Below are 21525 nucleotides of genomic sequence, written 5' to 3' on the forward strand. Positions count from 1 at the left end.
CTAGCCGTCCTCACCCCTCGCGAGAGGCCCGGCCGCGGATCGGCACCAGGGTCCGCGGCTCGAGTGCCGCCAGCACCCGAGCCGCGAACGGTCTGGTGGCGAGCCCCCGCCGCACCTCGCCGACCTCCTGCCACGCCCGCCGGACCGAACCGTCCCCCACCGGGACCCCGGACCACAGCGTCACGTCCAGCACCTTGGCCAGCCGGGCGACCGGCTCGCGGATCCCTTCCCCGGCAAGCGATCCGGCGGATTCGGCGAGATCGCGCGGGGTCATCCCGATCCGGAACGGCACGCCGTGCGCGCGCAACCGGTCGCGGATCTCGTCCCAAGCGCCGAGCACCCCCTCGGCACCGGACCGGCGACGCCGCCGCCGCGCGCGGACGACCTTGGCCGACGGCACCCCGACGAGCCACAGGAGTCCGAAAAGGACGATCGCGCCGGCGATCGACGGCCACCACCAGTTCATTCCCGCTTCGGTGCTCTGGTCCTCGCCGGATTCCTCGGACGTGCCCGGCGGGAGCTGAGGCGGCCGCAGTTGCTGTTCGGCGGGAAGCTGGGCCCTCGCGCGGGCGACCGCCTTGCCGGGACCCGCCTGGCTCCGCTCCGCCTTGCCCGCCGCGGCGGTCGGGTCGAGGGCCACCCAGCCCGCCCCGGCGACCGCGACTTCGGGCCACGCCAGGACATCGCGGTTGCGGACGACGTGCATCCCGCCGTCGGTCTCGGCCGAACCCCGGAACCCGACGACGAGCCGGGCCGGGATGCCGCTCATCCGTGCCAGGACCACGTACGCGGCGGCGAACTGCTCGCTCGTCCCCCGCTTGCTCTCCAGCAGGAAGTGTCGCAGCTGCGGCCAGCCGTGCCCGGTCGGCAGTTCCTCCGTACCCGTCGCGACCTGATAATTGGTACTGAGGAAGCGTTCCAGCTGCAAGGCGGACTGGAACGTCGGGCGCAGGCCGCGCACGGCGTCCTTCGCCAGGTTCTCCACGTCGGGCGGCACCGCGCCGAGCCCGCCGAGCGGCGCCCGCGGGTCGATCTCCCCGGCACCGAGGTCGACCTCGGGTGACGACCAGCTGAGCCGATAGTTCCGCTCCCCGCCCGTCGACGGCGATTCCGTCATCAGGGTGCCCGCGGCCTCGTCCACCAGCGGTGTCAGACCGTCCACATCGGTCAGATCCTGATGGCTCGGCAGCCATGGTCCCGAGAGCCCGCGCACCTTCAGTTCCGCGCTGCCGCTCACGCCGGACGCGCCGTCGAGACCCGCGCCGAGCCGTCGGAGCTTGGAGTCGGACAGCCAGTTCGCCCCGTCGAAACCGTTCAGCACGATCAGGCGCCACTGATCTACCGGGGTGTCACCGCGGTAGCGGAACACCTCCTCACCCGGCCGGATGAGCCGCTGGGCGATCTCGTCCAGCGGGTTGCCGACCCGGCTCCTCGGCGGCGGCGCGGCCTGGGTGTCCTTGAGCGTCAACGGATCCCGGCCTGCCGGATCGAGCCCGGCGAGGGCGACCGCGCCTGCTACGAGTGCGACCACAGTGGACAGTGCGGGCCAGATCGCCGAGCCGGTCAACCGCCAGGAGAACCGGGGGCCACCGGGTGCCCGGCTCACCGACCGGACGCGACGGCCCGACCACAGCAGGAGCCCGGCGGGCAGCGCGTAGCCCAGCGCCGCCCCCACCGCGAAAACCCCCGTCAACGCCTGATACGCCTGGGCGAGCCCGGCGACGGCCAGGCTGGGCACGAGCGCCACGAGCGGCTTCTTGAGACGCAGCAACAGTTCCAGGCCGAGCACGACGGCGAGCAGCACCGACAGCGGGACGAACAGCAGCTGTTCGGGGATCGGCCGCGCGGGCCAGGTGGACTGCAGCGTGAGCCGCCAGCCTTCGGTGAGACCGCGCGCCAGGCCCTGCAGCGAAGCGCCGGTCGGCAGGAAGGCGAGCGTGGTCGAGGTCAGCACCGTCTCGATCAGCCCGAGCAGGCCGAGCAGCGCGACGAGCAACGGCCGGAACGGGGTCAGCTTCGGGAACTTCGCGGTCAGTTCGGCGCAGCCGTAGGCGACGAGAACGACCACGAGCACCGGGACGAGCAGCTCCGCCCAGCCGAACACGGGCGCGAACAGCAGCCCGGCGATCCCCGTCGCGGCGAGCAGCGCGGCGACCGCGATCCGGTCGAATCGGTCGCTCATGACTTACCCACCAAGGAATTCCACTGCGCCGCGGCACCGGCGGCGTCGACCGCGACGATCAGGCCGCGGGAGCCGGCCGACGGCCGGAGATCACCGAGCCGGACCACGGTGTCGGGCCGCCAGCGGGCGGCGTGACCGAGATCGGCGTCGGGGCCGGTGATCAGCACCAGCACCCCGCCGGGGCGTTCGGCGGCGGCCAGTGCCGAGGGCAGCAGCGGCGCGTCGTCCGCCGCGTCCTGGGTCACGAGCGCGAGTTCGTCGAGCAGCGTCCTCGCCGCTCGAACCCCGCTGTCGGTCAGCGTGTCCGCGCCCGCGGAGGTGATGAAACGGCAGTGCTGCCCCGCCGACGCCGAGGCGTAGAACAGGGAGGCCGCCACCTCGACGGCCTCTTCGAAAACGGCCGGGCTCATCGACGCGGGCCGCGTGTCGAGCACGGCGGTGAACCGGGGCTGGGCGGGGTCGGCGTATTCACGCACCATGAGCCGTCCGGTCCGGGCGGACGCCTTCCAGTGCAGATGCCGGACCTCGTCGCCGACCACGTATTCCCGTACCGCGCGCAGATCCGCCGAACCGCGCAGCGGCGGGTCGGTGATCGGGCCCTCGTGGTGGTGGCGCGGATGACCGGCCTGCGCCGCGCGCACCGCGTGCCGTCGCGGGTGCACCCACAACCACGCGGAGTCCCCGACGGTCTGGTCGCCGCGCGCGAGGTCGAACAGATCGGGGCGGTGCGCCACGAGCGGGCCGACCCGGAGTTTCCCGCGTGTCGTCGTCGGAAGTTCGTAGTGGTACGTCGCTTCCGCGCCGGGGGCGAGCGGGCGGACCCGCAGGCTGTGCGTCTCCCCGCCGATGCCGTCGGCCGCGGCGAAACCGCCGTGCCGCCGTGCATCGGTGTTGCGCACGACGAGCGAGGCCAGCGCGGGTTTCCCGCGTTCGACCCGGTCCGGCTGGACGGTCCGGCCGATCTCCACCTTCGGCCGGAACCTGGTGGTGGCCAGTGCGATCAGCACCGCGCCCGCCGCGATCCCCGCGAAGGCACGGAAAAACGTGTACCCGGCCAGCTCGCCGAGGGCGTAGAACCCGGCGGCGAAGGCCAGCACGATGACGCCGCGGCGGGTGAGCCGCACGCCTACCTCCCCATCGCGGCCATGGGAGCGGCCGTCGCGCCCAGGAGTTCGTCGACGATGTCCGCGGTCCGCCGCTGGTTGAGTTCGGCGTCGGGGGTCAGCACGAGCCGGTGGTCGAGCACTGGATGCGCGACGTCCTTGACGTCGTCCGGGGTGACGAAGTCGCGGCCGAAGGTGGCGGCGAGTCCTTGCGCCGCCCGGATCAGCGCGATACTGCCGCGCGGGCTCGCGCCGTAGCGGACGTCGGGATGCGATCGGCTCGCCGCGGCCAGCCGGACCGCGTAGTTGACGATCTCCGGTGCCAGGTGGGACTTCCGGACCTCGTCGATGACCGACTGGACGTCGGCGATGCCCAGCACCGGCTTCAGTTCGTCCGGCGTGACCCCGGCGCAGTCCCCCATCACCACCCGCATCTCGGATTCCAGATCCGGGTAGCCGACCGAAATACGCATGAGGAACCGGTCGAGCTGCGCTTCGGGCAGCCGGTAGGTGCCCTCCAGCTCGATCGGGTTCTGCGTGGCCACCACGAGGAACGGCCTCGGCACCGCCTGGCCGACCGAATCGACGGTGACCCGGCGTTCGGCCATCACCTCCAGCAGCGCGGCCTGGGTCTTGGGCGTACCCCGGTTGATCTCGTCCGCCAGCACCACGTTGGCGAAGATGCCGCCGGGGTGGAACTGGAAGCGTTCGTTGTTCTGGTGGTAGACCATCACGCCGGTGATGTCGCCGGGCAGCAGGTCGGGGGTGAACTGGATCCGGCTCCACCGGCCGCCGATGCTGGCGGCGACGCAGCGCGCGATCGTCGTCTTCCCGACGCCGGGCACGTCCTCCATCAGCAGGTGCCCCTCGGCGAACAGCGCCGCCACGGTGAGCCGGACGACCTCCGGTTTCCCGCGCACCACCGATTGCACGTTCTCGGCGATCTGCTCGAAGGCGACCCTGGGTGTGAGCGTCACAGAAGTTCCTTTTCCTTTCGTCGGCGCAGGCCCACCAAGGCCAGCGGGCCGAGCCAGACCAGCGCGCCGCCCGACACCGTGGGCGCACCTCGCCAGGTGTCCGTGGCGGTACCCGCGGAGGTCTTGATGGTCGCGGTGATCGTGATGGCGCCGATCCAGGCGACATTGGGGATGGTCAGGGTCGTGGCTCCGGAACAGGCCGTCGGCTTGGTCTCGCTGAAGAACTCGGCCGTGCAGGTCGCGGGAACACCCTTTCCGTTGGCGTTCACGGAAACGTACAGAGTGCTGTCCTTGCCCCGGACCTGGGTGATCGTGATCGTCGGCGGCCCCGAGGCCACCGGCACGGTGACCTTCCGGCTCCCGGCGGCGCCGTTGATCGCCGCTCCCGAGCCGAACTTCGTCACCGCGCGGACCGTGACGGTCGCGGTGCCGGTGACCCCGGTGAACTCCGCGGACGTGGCCGAAACCGTGCGCTGTCCCTTGCCCGTCACGCTCACCAGGTAGTGCACGAGCGTGCCGCCGCGGAGGTCGGGCTGGGTCCAGCTCACCGAAACCTTCCCATCCGCACGGGCGTTCGCGGTGACGACCGGTGCCGTGGCAGGCCTGTTCACGGGTCCCGGGATGACCGCCTTGGCGCTGGCACCGACCCCGAGGCCCGCCGAGTTCTCCGCGACCACGGTGACCACGTACGGGGTTCCGTTGGTCAGCCCCGTAATCGTGGTTCCGCGCGACGATCCGCCCACCCGGGTCGAACCGCCGGGCCAGGACACCCGGTACCCGGTGATCCGCGCGCCGTTGTCCGCCGCCGGGCTCCACGAGACCTTGATCGAGCCGTCCCCCGAACTCGCGCTCAGCTTCCTCGGCGCGCCGGGCGGCGTCGCCTTCGCCACCGGCGGGGGCGCCTGCTGGGTGTTCGGCGGCGCCTGCTGTCGCTGGTCCTGCTGGGGCGGGGGCTGGTCGCCGGAGGGCTCCGGATCGGCCGACGGCGCGCCCGCGGTCTGGGTGTTGGCCGCCTTGTCGACGTCGACGTCGACCACCGTGCCGTCGTCACCGTTGACGACCAGCACGTGCGAGCCGTCGGAACTGTCGACGTAGATGCGGTTGTCCTCGCCCTTGGCCAGCCTCGGCGGCGTGCCCTGCCCGGGCACCTTCGCGGTGGACTTGAGCTTGCCCGCGGCGTCGTAGGTCAGCACCTCGCCGCGGGTCTCGTCGACCATGGCGACGACGTTCGAGGAGGAGAGCGGGCCGTTGAACCGGCTGCCCTTGGTGAGCTCGACCGAAATCGGCTTCGCGGAAGGGCGGTCCTGGTCGAGGCCGCTGATGTCGATGAGGTGGAGCTGGTTGCGCTCGGGGTCGGCGATGGCCAGCCGGTCGCCGACGGCGCTGTTGGCGACCTGCGCCGACGGCGAAAGCTTGATGCCGAGCGGAAGGCCGTCGCCCAGCCCGTCCGGGCCGACGCGGTGGAGGCTGTCGCCGGTGGTGTCGAGCACGACCGGCCGGTCGCCGACGAGCGTGAGCCCGCCGCCGTGCCCGGGCGGAAGCTGCGCGGGGCAGGTCATGACGGCGGCGCCCTTGGGCAGATCGCAGATCGCGCCGCTGTCGACGCGGTGCGCCCACACCGTTCCGTCGGCGGTCGCGACCGGCCGGGACAGTGGCCCCCCTGCGGGCACTGTCGCGGCCGGGTCCCCGAGCCGCACGATCTGCCCGGCGTTGCGGTAGACCAGGTACGGGCCGCCCGCGATCTCCATCACGAACGGCGTTTCCGGCGCGGGCGGCGGCATGGACTCCGCCACGCTCAAGGTCGCCTTGTCGAACTCGGTGACGCGGTTCCGCTCGACCACGTAACCGGAACCGTCGCCCTGCGCGACCTGGCTGCCGTTCGCGCCCGGCACGTCCGCGCGCGCGTCGACGCGGTTCGTCGAGCCGTCGACGTGGAACGCGGCCTGGGCGGCGTCGTTGTAGACCCAGTGACCGACCTGGACGAACTCCAGCCGTTCCGGGGTCGCCGCCTGTCCGGTCACGGCCAGCCCGATGAGCGCCAGGCAGCCCGCGACCACCAGCGCCACGGCCATTCTCGTCCTGGCGGCCACGCTGAACCGCTTCGTGCCGCGCTCGTCGGTGTTCACGCGATCAAGCTAGAGAGCGACCATGAAATTTCGATGAAACAGCCTGTCTCGCGCTCGCGGGCGCCGTGTCATCGAAACCTCATGTTCGCCGGGGACGCTGAGGCGACCCGGTTCGAGGAGGCAGGACGATGACCGATCTCGGCGCGGCGAGGACGGACGGGCGGTACCCCGCACCGCCCCCGCCGCTTCCCCAAATCGCCCCGGCCGTACCGCGGGCCCAGGCCGTGGCCGATCCGCTCGCCTACGCCGCGCCCGCCGCGCGGGCCGCCGCCCGTGAGGCCGCACTGGCCGCGCTCACGGCGGCTCGCCAGGCGGAGCAGCGGCCGCGCTGGTCCGCGGCGGCGCCCGTCCCCGCCCCCGTGCCCGGTCCGCCGCGGCCGGTTCCGCCGTCGCCCGGCCGAGGACGCCGGCCGGGGCGGCTGGGCGGGATCGGGGTGGCACAGATCGTCTGCTGGCAACTCGTGCTCGTCGCGCTGGTCCTGGTGGCGGGGCGGCCCTGGCCGCTGACGGCCGCGGTGGTCACCGCCGCCGTGGTGGTGCTCGCGCTGACGGCCGTGCGGATTCGCGGACGCTGGCTCTACGCCTGGCTCGGTTCGGCGTCGGGCTACCTGACCCGCGACCGCGACCGGGATCTCCGGCACACGGGCGAGGCGGGCCGGGCGCTGCTGGGGCTGCTGTCGCCGGAAGCGACGGGGATCACCGGCGAGATCGGCGACGAGACGGTGTTCATGGTCAGCCGCGCCGACGGGATCACCGCTGTGCTGCAACCGAAATCCGCCGCCCGCGAGCAGCCGATGCCGCCGCCGACCGCCTTGCTGCCGCCGTCGCGCGAGCAGGCGTTGGACGTCGCCGCGCAGGTCATCCACCACATCGGCGCGGACCGCTCCAGGCCACCGCGGGGCTGGGTCGCGTTGCAAGCCCTGCGCACCGCCGACGTCCACCGCGACGCCGACGTGCGGCAGGCACTCGGGAACACGGTCAGGCGCGTGCGGCGGCAGCTCCGCCGCGACGGCCTGCCGGTACGCGCGCTCAGCGAAAACGAGGTCCTCGGCACGCTCGCGTCGCTGGCACATGTCACGGCCGGCCGCGCGCGGATCCGCGAAGACTGGCGGTTCTGGCACAGCGGGCCGATCTGCCAGGCGACGTTCCGACTCGACGGCTGGGAGACCCTTCCCCCGGTGCTCGCGGCGGATCTGTCACGTCGTCTGCTCGCCGCGGCTCCCGGATCCGCGGTGACACTGGCCGTGACCGCGCGCCGGAGCGCCGCCGAAACCGAACCACGGGTCAGCGCCGCGATCCGGATCGCGGCCGCGGGCGCTCAAGCGGTGGATCACGCGGTGCGGGACCTGGAACTCGCCGCGCGCCGGGGCGGGATCACGCTGGACCGGCTCGACGGCAGGCACGCCAAGGGAGTGGCCGCCACCCTGCCGATCGGGATCAGTTGAGCACGACGATCGCGGCGGTGAGCGCGGTCGCGTACAGCGTCCAGGCGAGGTACGGCACCAGCAATACGGCCGCAACCCGGGAAGACCTGCGGAAGTACAGCGCGGTGACGATGATCGCGACGTCGAGCAGGACGATGTCCACCAGTGCCAGGCCGTACGCGCCCGCCGCGAAGAACAACGGTGTCCAAGCGGCGTTCAGGACCAGTTGCCCGGCGTACCAGGCCAGGGCCCGGCGGTCGCCGCCGGACTTCCAGTACAGCCAGCCCGACACCGCGATCGCGAGGTACAGGACCGTCCACACCGGACCGAACAACCAGGCGGGCGGTGCGAACGACGGCAGTTCCAGTCCACTGTAGACAGAGCGGGCGTCGGCCGCGGCGAGCCCGCCGACGACCGCCACCACCGCGACCGCCACCAGGAACGGGAGGAACGCCAGCGGCGCGCGAAGTCTTCCCGGGATCGTGGTCATCGTTCGAGCGTACGGGCGAGGACACGGGCTCGCGCGCTCAAAACCTGTCGCTTCCCGCGAGACGCGGCTTTACGATCTTCACGCGATGAACGACGACACTTTTCTCACCCATGTGGCGGACGGCCTCGCCGCACTGCCCGCCGTGCACGCCGTCACCCTCGGCGGATCGCGTGCCCAGGACACCCACGGCCCCGGCAGCGACTGGGATTTCGCCGTCTACTTCCGCGGCGGCTTCGACCCGGCCGATCTGCGCGCCACCGGCTGGGACGGCGAAGTCTCCGAGATCGGCGCCTGGGGCGGTGGCGTGTTCAACGGCGGCGCCTGGCTCACGATCGACGGCAGGCAGGTCGACGTCCACTACCGCGACCTGGACGCCGTCGAACACCAGCTCGCCGAAGCACAGCAAGGCCGGTTCCACTGGGAGCCGCTGATGTTCCACCTCGCGGGCGTCCCGAGCTACCTGCCCGTCGCGGAACTCGCGGTCAACCGCGTGCTGCGCGGCGACCTTCCCCGGCCGGACTACCCGGAAGCGTTGCGGAAGACGGCTCCGGCGATGTGGCGGAACCGCGCCGAACTGACGCTGCGGTACACCCGCGGTGCCTTCGTCCCGCGCGGGCAGGCCACGGAGGTCGCGGGCGCGCTGGCCACCGCCGCCATGGAGACGGCGCACGCGGTCCTCGCGGCCCGCGGCGAGTGGGTCACCAACGAGAAACGGCTGCTGCGGCGCGCGGGCCTGCGCGAGATGGACGCGATCCTCGCCGGATTGCGCGCGGATGTCCTCGCGAAGGCGGTGGACGAGGCGGAGGCGCTGTTCCGGACGGTCTGAACGTTTGTGGCGCGGGTCACGGAATGACCGGCGATCTTCAGCGCTACAGAGAGATGAGACCAGTTCCGTACCGAGGGAGAGACATGTCCGCCACCGCCACGCCGGAAGAGACCGCTCTGGCCGTCCCCGCGCTCGACGATTTCGACTTCCCGCTGACCGACGGCGCCGCCTGCCGCATCGACGACCCGGACTGCGAAGCCTGCCAGTAGCGCTGTGGCCGTGAGGCCGGGTCAAGTGCGTGAAGGCCCCCTTCACTGCGCTAGACGCAGTGAAGGGGGCCTTCACGCGCCGTCGTGGTGATTGCTGTGGTTGCTGGTGCAGGTGAGGTGCAGGTGGCGATCTCTGAAGGTAGTGAAGGCCTCCTTCACTACCTTCAGGGTAGGCAAGGAGGCCTTCACGGACTTCGGACCGGTAGGTGCAGAGGACAGGGTGGCTCTAGCCCGAAACGTCACCCACGACCACCCGGACGGCGAACTACCCCGTCCGGCCGTCGACGGCCGCCACGATCAGCGCGGCGCACCGCTTGACCGGCAGCCCCCGTTCCCGCGCCATCGCGTCGAGCGCCGCACGAGCGGCCTCCCCGCGCAGTCCTTGCGCGGCAAGCACTTCCAGCGCCAGCCCGATGACGTCGGCGGTCGGCGGGGAATCGGATCGGACCAGCATCGGAAGACCTCCGGCTCGCTCGATGGACAGCGGCGAATACCCGCTCCGCACCGGTTTCACACCCCGCTTCACCGGGAGGATTGACGGTCCCGCCGGTCGTCGACGGCGTCCCGCCGGACCTGCTCGGTGTGCATGCCGATCTCCCCGAGCCGTTCGGCGAATCCGGTGTGCTCGCGGGGCAGGCGGGCACGCAGGTCGGCCATCGGGGCGAGGAGGCCGGTGACGTCGTCCTCGCCCAGCACGGCGCTCAGCCTGTCCGCGCTTTCCCTGGCCTCGGCGTCCAGCCCGGGCAATGCGCCGGCCTGCCCGGCGAGCTGCCGCAGGATCGCCGAGTTACGCCGGGCCCACTCGGCGACCGCGCGATCGCCCGCCCGCCGGTCGCGTTCCGCGTCGACCCGCGCCTCGCCCGTGCTCTCACCACTGACCGACGGCCGCAACCGCAGGAACCGCCGCTCCGCCGCCTGACGGCTGGCGACCCCCAGCGCCGGGGCGAGCGCGGTCCAGCTGGTCCCGCCCGCGCGAGCCGCCGCGATCAGTTCGGGCTCCCACGCGGCCAGTTGTTCACGGACCTCCTTCAGTGCCGCCAAAGCCGCCAGCAGCCGCTCCTGTTCCGCGACGCCGGAGCGCGCCTCGGCCACGACGTCGCGCACCGCGCGCACGGTCCGGGCGGGGTCTTCGTCCATCGTGTCATCCCATCGACGACTTGGTGGTTGTCATCGTTTCGATGACATGTTAGAACAGTAGTGCGTGTTGACACCAGAGACAACGAGTCCAGGAGGTGGAACCCGATGTTGATGCGCACCGACCCGTTCCGCGAGTTCGACCGGCTGACCCAGCAGATGTTCGGCGCCGCGAACCCGGGGACCTGGTCCAAGCCGGCCACCATGCCGATGGACGCCTACCGCGACGGAGACGAGTTCGTCGTCTGCTTCGACCTTCCCGGCGTGGCCCCGGACGCCATCGAGCTGGACGTCGAACGCAACGTCCTGACGGTCAAGGCGGAGCGGCGGCCCACCCCCGGCAAGGACGTCCAGATGCAGGTTTCCGAACGCCCGCTCGGCGTCTTCTCCCGGCAGCTGTTCCTCGGCGACGCCCTCGACACCGACCGCATCGCGGCCGGATACGAAGCAGGCGTGCTGACCCTGCGCATCCCCATCGCCGAGAAGGCCAAGCCGCGGCGTATCGAAATCTCCGGCACCACGTCCGACCGCAAGGAGATCCAGGCCTGAGTGTCCCGTCTCCGGTGCGGGGCCGCCGGGCCCCGCACCGGAGGAAGACCGGGGAAGGAAGGGAAGTCCTCGTTGCTCACCATGCCTGTCCGCCACCCCCACACCCGGGACGCCGTGTGGGGCTATCTCTCCGAAATCACCGAGGCCCTCGGCGTCGGCCTCGAGTCCTGCACCGTCGATGTCGACAACCCGGTCTCGGCGTATGTCGCGCTCGACGAGCGGCTCGCCACCCATCCGGAGCGCGACGTCGCCCTGCTGTGGGACGAAGTCCGCGGCTGGGCCGTGGCGATCGAGACCCATTCCGGCGAGGACCTCATCGTCCTCCGCTACCTGGGCGGGAAGTCCGCCATGCCACGGCCCGCCGAGGTCGCGCGCTTCGTCGAGGCCGCCCGCGAGGACGACCATCGCGTCGGGCAGCTCACCCCGCCGGATTTCCGCGCCGCGTGAGGGCGGCTCGCGTCGGGTACCTCCGAAGGGCATCGACCCGGAAGGAGTGAGCCTTGATCGGCCTGCTGTACCCGACGCGGGACTGCGGCGAGGACGATTTCCTCGCCTGCGCGCGAAAACTGGATCCGGACCTCACCGTGGACTTCGTGTACGTCCCGTGGGGCGAGAACATCGGCAGGGTCGAAGACCTCGATCCGGCCGGGAAGCACGAAGCCGTCCGCGAACTCGGGTCGCCGGAGAGGCTCTCGGCCGCCGCGCGGTTCGACACGGCGCCGGACGTCGTCAGCTGGGCCTGCTCCAGCTGCAGTTTCACGCGCGGTCTCGCCGGCGCGCGTGAACAGGCGAGCGTGCTCGGCGAACGGCTCGGCGTTCCCGCGCGCAGCACTTCCTTGGCGTATCTCACCGCGCTGGCCCACCTACGGATCGAGCGTGTGGCACTCGCGTCGGTCTATCACCGCGACACGACCGCGACTTTCGCCGATTTCCTCGCCGAGGCGGGAATCAACACCGTTCACTCGGTCTCCGCCGACGCGCCTTCGGACCGGGCCCTCGCCACCTGGGACCGTCGCCGGATCACCGAACTGGCGGCCGCGTCCGACCACGAAGACGCCGAAGCCGTACTGATCCCCGAAACGGCCCTGCACACGACACCGCTGCTCGAAGACCTCGAAACCAGCCTCGGCAAACCTGTGCTGACGGCCACCGCGGTCACCCTTTGGGATGCCCTGCGCACGCTGGGCACCCCGCCGGTCCGGCAAGGACTCGGGAGTCTGTTCAGGCGCTGAGACTGCCCCGCAGATCCTGCAGGATCTTCGCGAGCAGCCGGGAAACGTGCATCTGGGAGATCCCGATGCGTTCGGCGATCTGGGTTTGGGTCATCCCGTCGAAGAACCGCATCGTGACGATCGCCCGCTCCCGTTCCGGCAGCCGCCGCAGCAGCGGGACCACGGTGTGCCGGTCCTCGATGTGCTCGAACCGGGAATCGAGTTCCCCCATCACGTCCGACAGGGGAAGCGAGCTCTCGCCGTCGTTCACCGGCCGGTCCAGCGACGAAGTCTGGTAGCTGTTCGCGGCGAGCAGGCCGTCACGGACGGTGTCGACGTCCACGTCGAGATGCGCGGCGAGTTCGGACGGGGTCGGCGCGCGGCCGAGGGTCTGGGTCAGTTCCGTGGTCGCCCGCGAAAGCCGGGTGCGCAGTTCCTGCATCCCGCGCGGGACGTGCACCGCCCAGCCGGTGTCACGGAAGAACCGCCGCACCTCGCCCATCACCGTCGGCACCGCGTACGCCAGGAACTCCCCGCCCTGCGCGGGATCGAACCGGTCCACGGCCTTCATCAGGCCGATCCGCGCCACCTGGATCAGGTCTTCCCTCGGCTGGCCCCGTCCGCTGAACCGGACGGCGATGTGCTCGGCGATCGGCAGCAGTTCGAGGATCAGGCGTTCCCGCAGGCGCCGCCGGTCCGGGTGACCGTCGGGCAACGCCGCCAGCTCGTCGAACCAGGGGCGGCAATGGGAATAGTCGTCCTTCCGCCGGATCCGGCGGTCCCGAGGGGCGGGCAGGTCGACGCCTTCCGTGAGGAACGGCGCGCTCATCGAAGTAACCTCCGTCCCTTGTGGACTGACATGGGGCCGTCCGTGTGTCGCCGAGTTGGTACCCGGTAACCGGACTGGACAAACATCGGCCTGCTCTGCCCTGGACGGGTGATCTTTCGATTCACCGGCGCGCGGAAGGGGTATCCGCAGGTCACGACGAAGGAGGAGCCGTGCCTGAACAGAGCTGGAGCGACAAACGCGAACGTCAGTACGAGCGCATCAAGTCGTCGCAGAAGAAACGCGGCGCGAGCACCGGCCGCGCCGAAGAGATCGCGGCACGCACGGTCAACAAGAACCGTGCGCAATCGGGTGAATCGAAGACGGCGAGCAAGAGTTCGACGAAGGACACCTCCCCGCAGAAGCGCGGCGGGCAGCGGTCCGGCAACCGGAAGGGTCCCGGCGGGCCGACCAAGGACCAGCTTTACAACGAGGCCAAGAAACGCAACATCAAAGGCCGTTCCAGCATGACCAAGAAGGAACTGCAGAACGCCCTCGGCCGCTGATCGGAGGCAGGATGGACCACTCGCGCGCACCGGTGCTGGAAGCCATCGAGGCCTACCGCCGCGCGGGCGGGCTGGCCTTCACCCCGCCCGGCCACAAACAGGGGCGCGGCGCGGATCCGCGCGTGCTGGACCTGCTCGGCCACGACGCGTTCGCCTCGGATCTGCTCACCCTCAACGGTTTGGACGACCGCCGGATGTCGCGCGGCGTCCTGAGCCGGGCGCAGGAGCTGATGGCCGACGCGGTGGACGCGGAGCACACTTTCTTCTCCACCTGCGGGAGTTCACTCTCGGTCAAGAGCGCCATGCTCGCCGTCGCCGGCCCCGGCGAGCGGCTTCTGGTGTCCCGCAACGCCCACAAATCCGTCGTCGCCGGTCTGGTGATCAGCGGGGTGCACCCGGTCTGGGTGCGCCCCCGGTACGACGAGGAGCACCATCTGGCGCATCCTCCCGGCCCGGAGGAGACCAAGGCGGCACTGGCGAAAGCCCCCGACGTCAAAGGCATGCTGCTGATCACGCCGACCGACTACGGCACCTGCGCCGACATCCGCGGGGTTGCCCGTGCCTTGCACGACGCGGACAAGCCGCTGATCGTCGACGAGGCTTGGGGTGCGCACTACCCGTTCCACGACGACCTGCCGACCTGGGCGATGGACGGGGAAGCCGATCTGTGCGTCACGAGCACGCACAAGATGGGCGGCGGGCTGGAGCAGGCCTCGGTGTTCCACCTGCGGGGTGACCGGGTTTCCCCGGACCTGCTCAAAGCCAGGGAAGACCTGCTGGGCACCACGAGCACTTCCGCGCTGCTGTTCGCCTCCCTCGACGGCTGGCGCAGGCAGATGGTCGAGCACGGCGGAGAACTGTTGGGCAAGGCGCTGACACTGGCCGCCAGGGCACGCGAAGAGATCGAAGGCATCTCCGGCCTCCACGCGCTGGCCGAGGAGTTCCACCCGCCGGCCTTCGAACACGACCCGCTCAAGATCGTGATCGACGTCGCCGGGCTCGGCATCACCGGTTACCAGGCGGCCGACCATCTCGCCGAACGCCATCTGCACACGGGACTGTCCGATCACCGGCGGATCGCGGTCCAGATCACCCACGCCGACGACGAGGACACCGTTTCCGCGCTGCTGCACGGTCTGCGGGGGCTGACGGACCACGACTTCGAGCGGCGTCCGCCGGTCGACCTGCCGTCCGGGGCGGAGCTGGAGCTGGAAATGCGGATGCTGCCGCGCGACGCGTTCTTCGCCGAGGCGGAGCACGTGCCGCTGGAGAAGGCGGGCGGACGGGTCAGCGCGGAGATGATCAGCCCTTATCCACCAGGGGTTCCGGCGATCGCCCCCGGTGAGGTGTTCACCGACGCGATCATCGATTATCTCGACACCGGCGTCCGGACGGGCATGTTCATCTACGACGCCGCGGATCCCGAGCTCGGCACGGTCCGCGTCGTCGCTTAAGCGCCGGCCACCTTCAGCGTCGGCGACAGGCCGGTCAGCTCGATGGCCCTGCGCACGACCTTGGACGGCGTGAAACTCAGATCGATCCCGGACTCCAGGCAGTGCCGATTCAGCTGCACCAGCACGGAAAGACCCGACGAATCGCAGAAACCGACACCGGTCATGTCGATCACCGCGATGCCGGGGCCGTCAGCCAGCAACTCGAACAGCTCGGACCGGAGCCGGGGACTGGTCGCAATGTCGATATCACCCGTCACCGCGACGGTGACCGCTTCTTCGGAGCGAGCCGCCTCGGCCACGACGAGAGGAGAGGCCTGCGCGGCTTCGGAGTCGATCGCCATTCATCGAAGGTAGAAGGGGGCGGTCCGGTCCGCAACCGTCGCGGTCAGGAAGACTTGGCCACCTCACGTGCGATCTCGTCCTTGTCCATCTTCGAGGCACCCGTCACGCCTGCGTTGCGTGCCTGGGTCAGCAGCTCTCGTTTGGTGGCCTCGCCGGGACGGTCTCCGAGATGCGAAGTCCGGCTGCTCACGAAGGCCTTTCCCAGCTCGCGCCGCCGCGCTTCGTTCAGCTCACGCCGCATCTTCGGCAGGACGGTGGATTCCTCTTCCTTCACGTGATGCGTGACGGCTTCGACGAGGTCGGAGAGCACCTTCTCGAACTGCTTCGACTCGGGCTCGGTTTCGTTCAGCTTCGCGAGCAGCTGCTCGGCTTCGGCGTGCTCTTTCTGACCGTGCGCGACGTCTTCGGCCTCGTCCGCCTCGCTCTTGGCCGCCGGGTACACCTCGGCCTCCTCGGCGCGGCTGTGCGCGGTGAGCAGCGACGAGAGCACCGGGACGAGCAGCGGCCGCTTCTCGGGATGCTGCTCGAGTTCGCGGAAGAGCCGCTCCACCTCACGATGGTCCTGCATGATCAAGTCCACGACATCGCCCGCCACGGCCGCCTCCTCGGGTCCGGGATCAACTCGACGCCCCCGGATACCCGCATCTCACGGATTCAACCGGGCTATCCTTCGCTTCATGGCCTGCCGTATCACCGAACTCATCCTCGACTGCGCCGATCCGGTCCGGATGGCGGCCTTCTGGTGCGAAGTACTCGGATACGTCGAGATCGGCAAAGACGGCGAAGACATCGAGATCGGCCCGCCCGGCGTCGGCTTCGGCGGCCCGCAGCCGACGTTGATCCTGAGCCGCAGCGACGATCCGAAACCGGGCAAACTCCCCCTGCACGTCGACGTGAACCCCACCGATCGCGACCAGGACGCGGAGCTGGAGCGGTTGCTCGCCGCCGGGGCACGGCCCGCCGACGTCGGCCAGACGGGGGAAGAGTCGTGGCACGTGCTCGCCGACCCCGAAGGGAACGTGTTCTGCCTTCTTCGTGCCCGCGTGGAACCGTCCACTTAGGACGGACGCTGGTTGGCAGGCGGCGCCTCCGGGTATCCGGCGAAGGACACCGAACCCGACTGGGATGGTCAGCTGATGACGGACGAAGGACTGTGGCAACGCGACAAGGACGAATTCGGCTCCGGCGAGTACACCTCGGCCGGCCCGCTGGCAGGCCAGTTCGTCGAACTCACGCGCCTGCTCCTGGCCGCTTCGACGCCGGCCCAGGTCCTCGAACAGGTCGTCGACGCCGCGTACCGGGTGGTCCCGGGCGCGGATCTGGTGTCGGTCACCCTCCGTGCCCCGGACGGGACCTTTCACACCCCGGTTTCGACCGGCGAGGTGGCGCTGGAGCTCGACCAGGTGCAGTATCGCGCCGGAACGGGCCCTTGCGTCGATACGGCCGCCAGCGGCAGCCCCGGCTACATCCGCAGTGAGGATCTCAAAGCCGAGAAGAGGTGGCCGGATTTCACCGCGGCGGCCGTGCGGCACGGGTACACCGCGATCCTGTCCACCGTGCTGATGCCCGACGCGAGCCCGCCCAGGGTGCCCGGTGCGCTGAACATCTACAGCCGCCGTCCCGGCGCCCTCGACTCACAGGCCCAGGACATCGCGCTCCTGCTGGCGACCCACGGCTCGCTGGCGCTGGCGAGCACCACCGCCGTGAGCCGAGCGGAACTGGAGGCGAACCATCTCCGGCGGGCCGTCGAGTCGCGCGACGTCATCGGGCAGGCGAAAGGGATCCTCATGCAACGTCGCGGCCTGACCGCCGACGAGGCCTTCGACCTGCTGCGCCGGACCTCTCAGGACCTCAACGTCAAACTCGCCGAAGTCGCGCGCACTTTGGCGACCCGGCATTCGGAGCTCGACACCCCTTGATGCGCGTGCCCGCGGCGGTGCCGGGGTTGCGAAAGCCACTCAGTGTCAGGGTGGTTGCGCTGCTCGTGTGAGTGGTTAGGGTCCGGGCTTGGTCACGTGGTGACTCAGAAAGCCACTGCCTTGCTGGCTTGTGAAAGAACTGTCCAGCGTGATCAAGGTCCGGGCCTGGCTGGCCTGACTTGATAGAAGCGTGGACTAGACGCATCAACCTCGACTGAGGTGTGTCCGACCAGCCCGGCCCGGAAAGGTGCACCCGTTCTCCGGCTAGGGAAGGAACACGCGCGTGTCCATGGTGGTCATCGGGATAGATCCGCACAAGTCCAGTCACACTGCGGTCGCTGTCGATCAGGCTGGACGGAAACTGGCCTGCAAGACCGTCCGCTCCGACAACGACGGACTCCTCCGCCTGCGGGCTTGGGCCGCCCGGTTCGGCACCGAGCTGACCTGGGCCGTCGAGGACGGCCGCGGCGTCGCCGGGCGGCTGGTCCGCACCCTGATCGGCACCGGCGCCACAGTGAAATGGGTGCCCCCGAAGCTGATGGCCGCCTGCCGGACCTCGGCCCGCACCCGCGGCAAGTCCGACCCGATCGACGCCCTTGCCGTCGCCCGCGCCGCCCTGCGCGAACCCGATCTGCCGACCGCGCACCTGGACCAGCAAGCCCTGGATCTACGACTGCTGACCGACCGACGCGAGAACCTGGTCAACCGCCGCACCGCCAGCATCAACCAGCTGCGCTGGCACCTGCACGACCTCGACCCCGCCCTCGACCAGAACCACCACGACCTGACCAGGCCACGCGCACTGGCCACCCTCACCAGCGCGATCACCGCCCTCGATCCGGGCGTCCGCCGCGACCTCACCCTCGATCTGCTCACCGAGATCACCACCCTCGGCGAGCAGATCACCCAGCTCGAACACCAGCTCACCGAACGAGTCCGGCCCCTGGCCCCCAAACTCCTGTCCATCACCGGCGTCGGCGCGATCACCGCCGCGAAAATCATCGGCGAAACCGCCGGCATCACCCGATTCCGCTCACCAGCCGCCTACGCCATGCACACCGGCACCGCACCCATCCCCGTCTGGTCCAGCAACAAACCCCACTACCGCCTCAACCGCGGCGGCAACCGACAACTCAACACCTGCATCCACCGCATCGCCATCACCCAACTCGCCCACCACCCACCAGCCCGCCACTACCGCGACACCTGGACCACAAACCACCCCCACGCCACCACCAAAGCCGCACTCCGAGCACTCAAACGACACCTCACCAACACCATCTACCAAGCACTCAAAGCAGACTTGACATAGAAGCTTCTTTCGCAACCTTGAAGGTTGTGAAAGTGGCTTTCGCAACACGCCGGCCGGGCGGGTACTTTTCCGTGAAGGCCTCCTTGAGAGACTCTGGGTCCCTCAAGGAGGCCTTCACGGACTGGGCACACAAGCGGCGGCGTCAGTCGAGGTCGAACCGGTCCAGTTCCATGACCTTGGCCCACGCCCTGGCGAAGTCTGCGGCGAACCGCTCCCGCCCGGCCTGCCCCGCGTACACCTCGGTGAGCGCCCTCAGCTGCGAGTTGGAGCCGAACACGAGGTCGACCGGGGTCGCCGTCCACTTCACCGCGTCCGTGGCGGCGTCGCGGATCTCGTACACGTTCTCCTCCGACTCCGACACCTTCCACCGGGTGCCCGGCGACAGGAGGTTGGTGAAGAAGTCGTTGGTGAGCATGCCCGGCCGGTCGGTGAGGACGCCGTGCCGGGTGCCGGGGGCGGTGATCCCGAGCGACCGCAGGCCGCCGACCAGGACGGTCATCTCGGGCGCGGTCAGGTCGAGCATGTAGGCGCGCTCGACGAGCAGGACCTCCGGCTGGAGTTTCTCCTCGGGACGCAGGTGGTTGCGGAAACCGTCGGCACGCGGTTCGAGCAGCGCGAACGACTCGACGTCGGTGTCCTCCTGGGTGGCGTCGGTGCGGCCGGGGTGGAACGCGACGGTCACCTCGGTGCCCGCGTCGCGCGCGGCCTTCTCGACGGCGGCCGTGCCCGCCAGCACGATCAGGTCGGCCAGCGAGATCTTGGCGCCACCGGCGTCGTTGAACTCGCGCTGGATGCCTTCCAGGGTCTCCAGCACACTCGCGAGCTGCTCGGGCTGGTTGACCTCCCAGTCACGTTGCGGCGCCAGGCGGATCCGCGCACCGTTGGCGCCACCGCGCTTGTCGGTGGAGCGGAAGCTCGCGGCGGACGCCCACGCCGTGCCGACCAGCTGCTCGACCGTGAGCCCGGATTCGAGCACCTTCGTCTTCAGCGCGGCGATCTCGGCGTCCCCGACGAGCTCGTGGTCGACGTCCGGCACCGGGTCCTGCCACAGCTGCGGTTCGGGCACCCACGGGCCCAGGAAGCGGCTGACCGGGCCCATGTCGCGGTGCAGCAGCTTGTACCAGGCCTTGGCGAACGCGAGCGCGAAGTCGTCCGGGTTCTCCAGGAAGCGGCGCGAGATCTTCTCGTACTCAGGGTCGACGCGCAGCGCCAAATCCGTGGTGAGCATGGTCGGCTTGTGCTTCTTGGCCGGGTCGTGGGCGTCCGGGATGATCGCCTCGGCGTCCTTGGCGACGTACTGCTTGGCGCCGCCGGGGCTCGTGGTGAGCTCCCATTCGTAGCCGAAGAGGATCTCGAAGAACCGGTTGCTCCACTGCGTGGGCTTGTCGGTCCACGTCACCTCGAGACCGCTGGTGATCGTGTCCGCGCCCTTGCCGCTGCCGTGGGTGCTCAGCCAGCCGAGGCCCTGCGTCTCGAGCGGGGCGGCTTCGGGCTCCGGGCCGACGTGGTCGTCGGCGATACCGGCGCCGTGGGTCTTGCCGAAGGTGTGGCCGCCGGCGATGAGCGCGACGGTCTCCTCGTCGTTCATCGCCATCCGGGCGAAGGTCTCCCGGATGAAGTGCGCCGCGGCGGCCGGGTCCGCGTTGCCGCGGGGGCCCTCGGGGTTGACGTAGATGAGGCCCATCTCGGTCGCGCCGACGTCGGGGACCATCTCGGTGTCGGTCGCGTAGCGCTCGTCACCCAGCCAGGTGTCTTCCGGCCCCCAGAAGATCTCCTCGGGCTCCCAGGTGTCCACGCGGCCGAAACCGAAGCCGAACGTCTTGAACCCCATCGACTCCAGCGCGACGTTCCCGGCGAGCACGAGCAGGTCGGCCCACGAGATCCGCTGCCCGTACTTCTCCTTGACCGGCCACAGCAACCGCCGCGCCTTGTCGAGGTTCGCGTTGTCGGGCCAGCTGTTGAGCGGGGCGAACCGCTGCGCGCCGTCACCGGCCCCGCCGCGGCCGTCGTGGATGCGGTAGGTGCCCGCGGCGTGCCAGCTCATCCGGATCATCAGGCCGCCGTAGTGGCCGAAGTCGGCGGGCCACCAGTCCTGCGAGGTGGTGAGCACCTCGACGATATCCCGTTTGAGCGCCTCGACGTCGAGTTTCGCGAACTCCTCGGCGTAGCTGAAGTCCGCGCCGAGCGGGTTCGACTTCGACGAGTGGACGTGCAGCACCGAGAGGTCGAGCTGGTTGGGCCACCAGTCCTTGTTGGTGCGCGGGCGGCCACCCGACTTGGGCGTCGGCGAGTCGATCGCCGGGTTCTCGCTCTCGCTTCCGTGCGCGGTCACGGAGTCGTGGGCCACCGGGCAGCCCTTCTCCGGGTTGTCACTCATTTCTTTCCTTCCGAGCAGGCGAATTCATCACTGGACAGGTTCGGCCGCGCAGCCGGGGCACAGGCCCCAGTAGACGACCTCCGCCTCGTCGATCACGAACCCGTGATCGCCCGAAGCGGTGAGACAGGGGGCATGGCCGACGGCGCAGTCGACGTCCGCGATCGCACCGCAGGAACGGCACACGACATGGTGATGGTTGTCCCCCACCCGGGTCTCGTAACGGGCGAGCGCGCCGGCGGGCTGGATACGCCGGATCAGACCGGTTTCGGTGAGTACTCGCAGCACGTCGTACACCGCCTGGTGGGAGACCGTGGGAAGGTCGGCCCGCACCAGCGTTATCACCGTTTCGGTGTCGACGTGCGGATGATCGCGCAGCGCCGCGAGCACGGCCAGCCGGGGCCGAGTCACGCGCAGCGAAACCGCTCGCAGCTGTGCCTCGAAGTCGGACATCACCAAGGACCATAAGAGCGTCTTTGGAACGGGTCAAATCAAGAACCCCGCGGAGTGACGGCCGGTTTCGAACCCGTTGACACCGGGTAGCCGTGGATCGAGCCATGA

The 21525-nt window shown here is 70.2% G+C and carries 23 protein-coding genes; 11 read left to right on the forward strand and 12 right to left on the reverse strand.

Annotated elements, in window-relative coordinates:
* Positions 1 to 10 precede the first annotated feature (10 nt).
* Genes AVR91_RS10335 through AVR91_RS10350 form a run of 4 tightly spaced genes read right to left on the reverse strand, consistent with a single transcriptional unit; the run spans position 11 to position 6388 of the window.
* A complete protein-coding gene (locus AVR91_RS10335) occupies positions 11 to 2182 on the reverse strand; it encodes a transglutaminase TgpA family protein (protein WP_063273614.1) in 2172 nt (723 codons plus the stop codon).
* Positions 2179 to 3306: a DUF58 domain-containing protein gene (locus tag AVR91_RS10340; protein ID WP_063273615.1), complete on the reverse strand. Its 1128-nt coding sequence runs from the start codon at positions 3304 to 3306 to the stop codon at positions 2179 to 2181. Before AVR91_RS10340 ends, AVR91_RS10335 begins: the two co-directional genes overlap by 4 nt.
* 2 nt (positions 3307 to 3308) lie before the next feature.
* On the reverse strand, positions 3309 to 4262 hold the full coding sequence (locus AVR91_RS10345; protein ID WP_016336476.1) for an AAA family ATPase: 954 nt from the start codon (positions 4260 to 4262) through the stop codon (positions 3309 to 3311).
* The gene (locus AVR91_RS10350) at positions 4259 to 6388 is read right to left on the reverse strand and encodes a fibronectin type III domain-containing protein (RefSeq protein ID WP_063273616.1); all 2130 of its coding nucleotides are present in this window, start codon (positions 6386 to 6388) and stop codon (positions 4259 to 4261) included. The genes AVR91_RS10345 and AVR91_RS10350 overlap by 4 nt, the downstream gene beginning before the upstream one ends.
* A 128-nt stretch (positions 6389 to 6516) precedes the next feature.
* Here AVR91_RS10350 and AVR91_RS10355 point away from each other — a divergent pair, with 128 nt between their 5' ends.
* Positions 6517 to 7833 carry a type VII secretion protein EccE gene (locus tag AVR91_RS10355; RefSeq protein ID WP_228709169.1) on the forward strand — a complete coding sequence of 439 codons (1317 nt, stop codon included), beginning with the start codon at positions 6517 to 6519 and terminating at the stop codon, positions 7831 to 7833.
* On the opposite strand, the gene AVR91_RS10360 is transcribed toward AVR91_RS10355, so the two are convergent.
* The gene (locus AVR91_RS10360) at positions 7826 to 8302 is read right to left on the reverse strand and encodes a TspO/MBR family protein (protein ID WP_063273617.1); all 477 of its coding nucleotides are present in this window, start codon (positions 8300 to 8302) and stop codon (positions 7826 to 7828) included. The genes AVR91_RS10355 and AVR91_RS10360 overlap by 8 nt on opposite strands.
* A gap of 85 nt (positions 8303 to 8387) precedes the next feature.
* Here AVR91_RS10360 and AVR91_RS10365 point away from each other — a divergent pair, with 85 nt between their 5' ends.
* Together AVR91_RS10365 and AVR91_RS44265 are read left to right on the forward strand one after the other, a co-directional pair.
* The gene (locus tag AVR91_RS10365; protein WP_063273618.1) at positions 8388 to 9128 is read left to right on the forward strand and encodes a nucleotidyltransferase domain-containing protein; all 741 of its coding nucleotides are present in this window, start codon (positions 8388 to 8390) and stop codon (positions 9126 to 9128) included.
* Positions 9129 to 9211: 83 nt separating this feature from the next.
* Positions 9212 to 9337, forward strand: a complete 126-nt coding sequence (locus tag AVR91_RS44265; protein WP_007031507.1) for a hypothetical protein — start codon at positions 9212 to 9214, stop codon at positions 9335 to 9337.
* A 265-nt stretch (positions 9338 to 9602) separates the two neighbouring features.
* On the opposite strand, the gene AVR91_RS10370 is transcribed toward AVR91_RS44265, so the two are convergent.
* Together AVR91_RS10370 and AVR91_RS10375 are read right to left on the reverse strand one after the other, a co-directional pair.
* Positions 9603 to 9791 carry a hypothetical protein gene (locus AVR91_RS10370; RefSeq protein ID WP_037342583.1) on the reverse strand — a complete coding sequence of 63 codons (189 nt, stop codon included), beginning with the start codon at positions 9789 to 9791 and terminating at the stop codon, positions 9603 to 9605.
* Positions 9792 to 9859: 68 nt separating this feature from the next.
* Positions 9860 to 10474, reverse strand: a complete 615-nt coding sequence (locus tag AVR91_RS10375) for a hypothetical protein (RefSeq protein ID WP_063273619.1) — start codon at positions 10472 to 10474, stop codon at positions 9860 to 9862.
* Between the two features lie 105 nt (positions 10475 to 10579).
* Between AVR91_RS10375 and AVR91_RS10380 the strand changes: the two genes are divergently transcribed.
* The 3 genes from AVR91_RS10380 (at position 10580) to AVR91_RS10390 (ending at position 12252) form a co-directional block, all read left to right on the forward strand.
* Complete coding sequence (locus AVR91_RS10380) at positions 10580 to 11020, forward strand: Hsp20/alpha crystallin family protein (protein ID WP_063273620.1); 441 nt, start codon at positions 10580 to 10582, stop codon at positions 11018 to 11020.
* 81 nt (positions 11021 to 11101) lie between these two features.
* A complete protein-coding gene (locus tag AVR91_RS10385; protein WP_063273621.1) occupies positions 11102 to 11467 on the forward strand; it encodes a DUF6292 family protein in 366 nt (121 codons plus the stop codon).
* Positions 11468 to 11520: 53 nt separating this feature from the next.
* Positions 11521 to 12252, forward strand: a complete 732-nt coding sequence (locus tag AVR91_RS10390) for a maleate cis-trans isomerase family protein (protein WP_063273622.1) — start codon at positions 11521 to 11523, stop codon at positions 12250 to 12252.
* Here the strand turns inward: AVR91_RS10390 and AVR91_RS10395 are convergent.
* On the reverse strand, positions 12242 to 13060 hold the full coding sequence (locus tag AVR91_RS10395) for a SigB/SigF/SigG family RNA polymerase sigma factor (protein ID WP_063273623.1): 819 nt from the start codon (positions 13058 to 13060) through the stop codon (positions 12242 to 12244). The two genes, AVR91_RS10390 and AVR91_RS10395, sit on opposite strands and share 11 nt — an antisense overlap.
* Before the next feature lie 170 nt (positions 13061 to 13230).
* Between AVR91_RS10395 and AVR91_RS10400 the strand changes: the two genes are divergently transcribed.
* Both AVR91_RS10400 and AVR91_RS10405 read left to right on the forward strand, forming a co-directional pair.
* Positions 13231 to 13563, forward strand: a complete 333-nt coding sequence (locus tag AVR91_RS10400; RefSeq protein ID WP_063273624.1) for a hypothetical protein — start codon at positions 13231 to 13233, stop codon at positions 13561 to 13563.
* A gap of 11 nt (positions 13564 to 13574) precedes the next feature.
* Positions 13575 to 15017 carry an aminotransferase class I/II-fold pyridoxal phosphate-dependent enzyme gene (locus AVR91_RS10405; protein WP_063273625.1) on the forward strand — a complete coding sequence of 481 codons (1443 nt, stop codon included), beginning with the start codon at positions 13575 to 13577 and terminating at the stop codon, positions 15015 to 15017.
* Here the strand turns inward: AVR91_RS10405 and AVR91_RS10410 are convergent.
* Both AVR91_RS10410 and AVR91_RS10415 read right to left on the reverse strand, forming a co-directional pair.
* Positions 15014 to 15358, reverse strand: coding sequence for an STAS domain-containing protein (locus AVR91_RS10410; protein WP_063273626.1), 345 nt, complete (start codon positions 15356 to 15358; stop codon positions 15014 to 15016). The two genes, AVR91_RS10405 and AVR91_RS10410, sit on opposite strands and share 4 nt — an antisense overlap.
* Positions 15359 to 15402: 44 nt before the next feature.
* Complete coding sequence (locus AVR91_RS10415) at positions 15403 to 15954, reverse strand: hemerythrin domain-containing protein (protein WP_063273627.1); 552 nt, start codon at positions 15952 to 15954, stop codon at positions 15403 to 15405.
* 82 nt (positions 15955 to 16036) lie between these two features.
* Between AVR91_RS10415 and AVR91_RS10420 the strand changes: the two genes are divergently transcribed.
* The 3 genes from AVR91_RS10420 (at position 16037) to AVR91_RS10430 (ending at position 18590) form a co-directional block, all read left to right on the forward strand.
* Positions 16037 to 16420, forward strand: coding sequence for a VOC family protein (locus tag AVR91_RS10420; RefSeq protein ID WP_063273628.1), 384 nt, complete (start codon positions 16037 to 16039; stop codon positions 16418 to 16420).
* Between the two features lie 75 nt (positions 16421 to 16495).
* On the forward strand, positions 16496 to 17278 hold the full coding sequence (locus tag AVR91_RS10425; RefSeq protein WP_063273676.1) for a GAF and ANTAR domain-containing protein: 783 nt from the start codon (positions 16496 to 16498) through the stop codon (positions 17276 to 17278).
* A 289-nt stretch (positions 17279 to 17567) separates the two neighbouring features.
* Positions 17568 to 18590 carry an IS110 family RNA-guided transposase gene (locus tag AVR91_RS10430; RefSeq protein ID WP_063273677.1) on the forward strand — a complete coding sequence of 341 codons (1023 nt, stop codon included), beginning with the start codon at positions 17568 to 17570 and terminating at the stop codon, positions 18588 to 18590.
* A gap of 142 nt (positions 18591 to 18732) precedes the next feature.
* On the opposite strand, the gene katG is transcribed toward AVR91_RS10430, so the two are convergent.
* Together katG and AVR91_RS10440 are read right to left on the reverse strand one after the other, a co-directional pair.
* Positions 18733 to 20967 (reverse strand): catalase/peroxidase HPI, encoded by a 2235-nt coding sequence (katG, locus tag AVR91_RS10435; protein ID WP_063273629.1) that lies wholly within the window; start codon positions 20965 to 20967, stop codon positions 18733 to 18735.
* 27 nt (positions 20968 to 20994) lie between these two features.
* Positions 20995 to 21417 (reverse strand): Fur family transcriptional regulator, encoded by a 423-nt coding sequence (locus AVR91_RS10440; RefSeq protein WP_063273678.1) that lies wholly within the window; start codon positions 21415 to 21417, stop codon positions 20995 to 20997.
* Positions 21418 to 21525 lie beyond the last annotated feature (108 nt).

Origin of the sequence: Amycolatopsis keratiniphila subsp. keratiniphila, from assembly GCF_001620365.2 — a bacterium.
Lineage (GTDB): Bacteria > Actinomycetota > Actinomycetes > Mycobacteriales > Pseudonocardiaceae > Amycolatopsis > Amycolatopsis keratiniphila.

Bases quoted from the DNA above. Each gene is read 5' to 3' on its own strand.
- AVR91_RS10335 (WP_063273614.1), bottom strand. From the start codon at position 2,182: ATGAGCGACCGATTCGACCGGATCGCGGTCGCCGCGCTGCTCGCCGCG.
- AVR91_RS10355 (WP_228709169.1), top strand. From the start codon at position 6,517: ATGACCGATCTCGGCGCGGCGAGGACGGACGGGCGGTACCCCGCACCG.
- AVR91_RS10360 (WP_063273617.1), bottom strand. From the start codon at position 8,302: ATGACCACGATCCCGGGAAGACTTCGCGCGCCGCTGGCGTTCCTCCCG.
- AVR91_RS10365 (WP_063273618.1), top strand. From the start codon at position 8,388: ATGAACGACGACACTTTTCTCACCCATGTGGCGGACGGCCTCGCCGCA.
- AVR91_RS44265 (WP_007031507.1), top strand. From the start codon at position 9,212: ATGTCCGCCACCGCCACGCCGGAAGAGACCGCTCTGGCCGTCCCCGCG.
- AVR91_RS10370 (WP_037342583.1), bottom strand. From the start codon at position 9,791: ATGCTGGTCCGATCCGATTCCCCGCCGACCGCCGACGTCATCGGGCTG.
- AVR91_RS10375 (WP_063273619.1), bottom strand. From the start codon at position 10,474: ATGGACGAAGACCCCGCCCGGACCGTGCGCGCGGTGCGCGACGTCGTG.
- AVR91_RS10380 (WP_063273620.1), top strand. From the start codon at position 10,580: ATGTTGATGCGCACCGACCCGTTCCGCGAGTTCGACCGGCTGACCCAG.
- AVR91_RS10385 (WP_063273621.1), top strand. From the start codon at position 11,102: ATGCCTGTCCGCCACCCCCACACCCGGGACGCCGTGTGGGGCTATCTC.
- AVR91_RS10395 (WP_063273623.1), bottom strand. From the start codon at position 13,060: ATGAGCGCGCCGTTCCTCACGGAAGGCGTCGACCTGCCCGCCCCTCGG.
- AVR91_RS10405 (WP_063273625.1), top strand. From the start codon at position 13,575: ATGGACCACTCGCGCGCACCGGTGCTGGAAGCCATCGAGGCCTACCGC.
- AVR91_RS10410 (WP_063273626.1), bottom strand. From the start codon at position 15,358: ATGGCGATCGACTCCGAAGCCGCGCAGGCCTCTCCTCTCGTCGTGGCC.
- AVR91_RS10420 (WP_063273628.1), top strand. From the start codon at position 16,037: ATGGCCTGCCGTATCACCGAACTCATCCTCGACTGCGCCGATCCGGTC.
- AVR91_RS10425 (WP_063273676.1), top strand. From the start codon at position 16,496: ATGACGGACGAAGGACTGTGGCAACGCGACAAGGACGAATTCGGCTCC.
- AVR91_RS10430 (WP_063273677.1), top strand. From the start codon at position 17,568: ATGGTGGTCATCGGGATAGATCCGCACAAGTCCAGTCACACTGCGGTC.
- katG (WP_063273629.1), bottom strand. From the start codon at position 20,967: ATGAGTGACAACCCGGAGAAGGGCTGCCCGGTGGCCCACGACTCCGTG.
- AVR91_RS10440 (WP_063273678.1), bottom strand. From the start codon at position 21,417: ATGTCCGACTTCGAGGCACAGCTGCGAGCGGTTTCGCTGCGCGTGACT.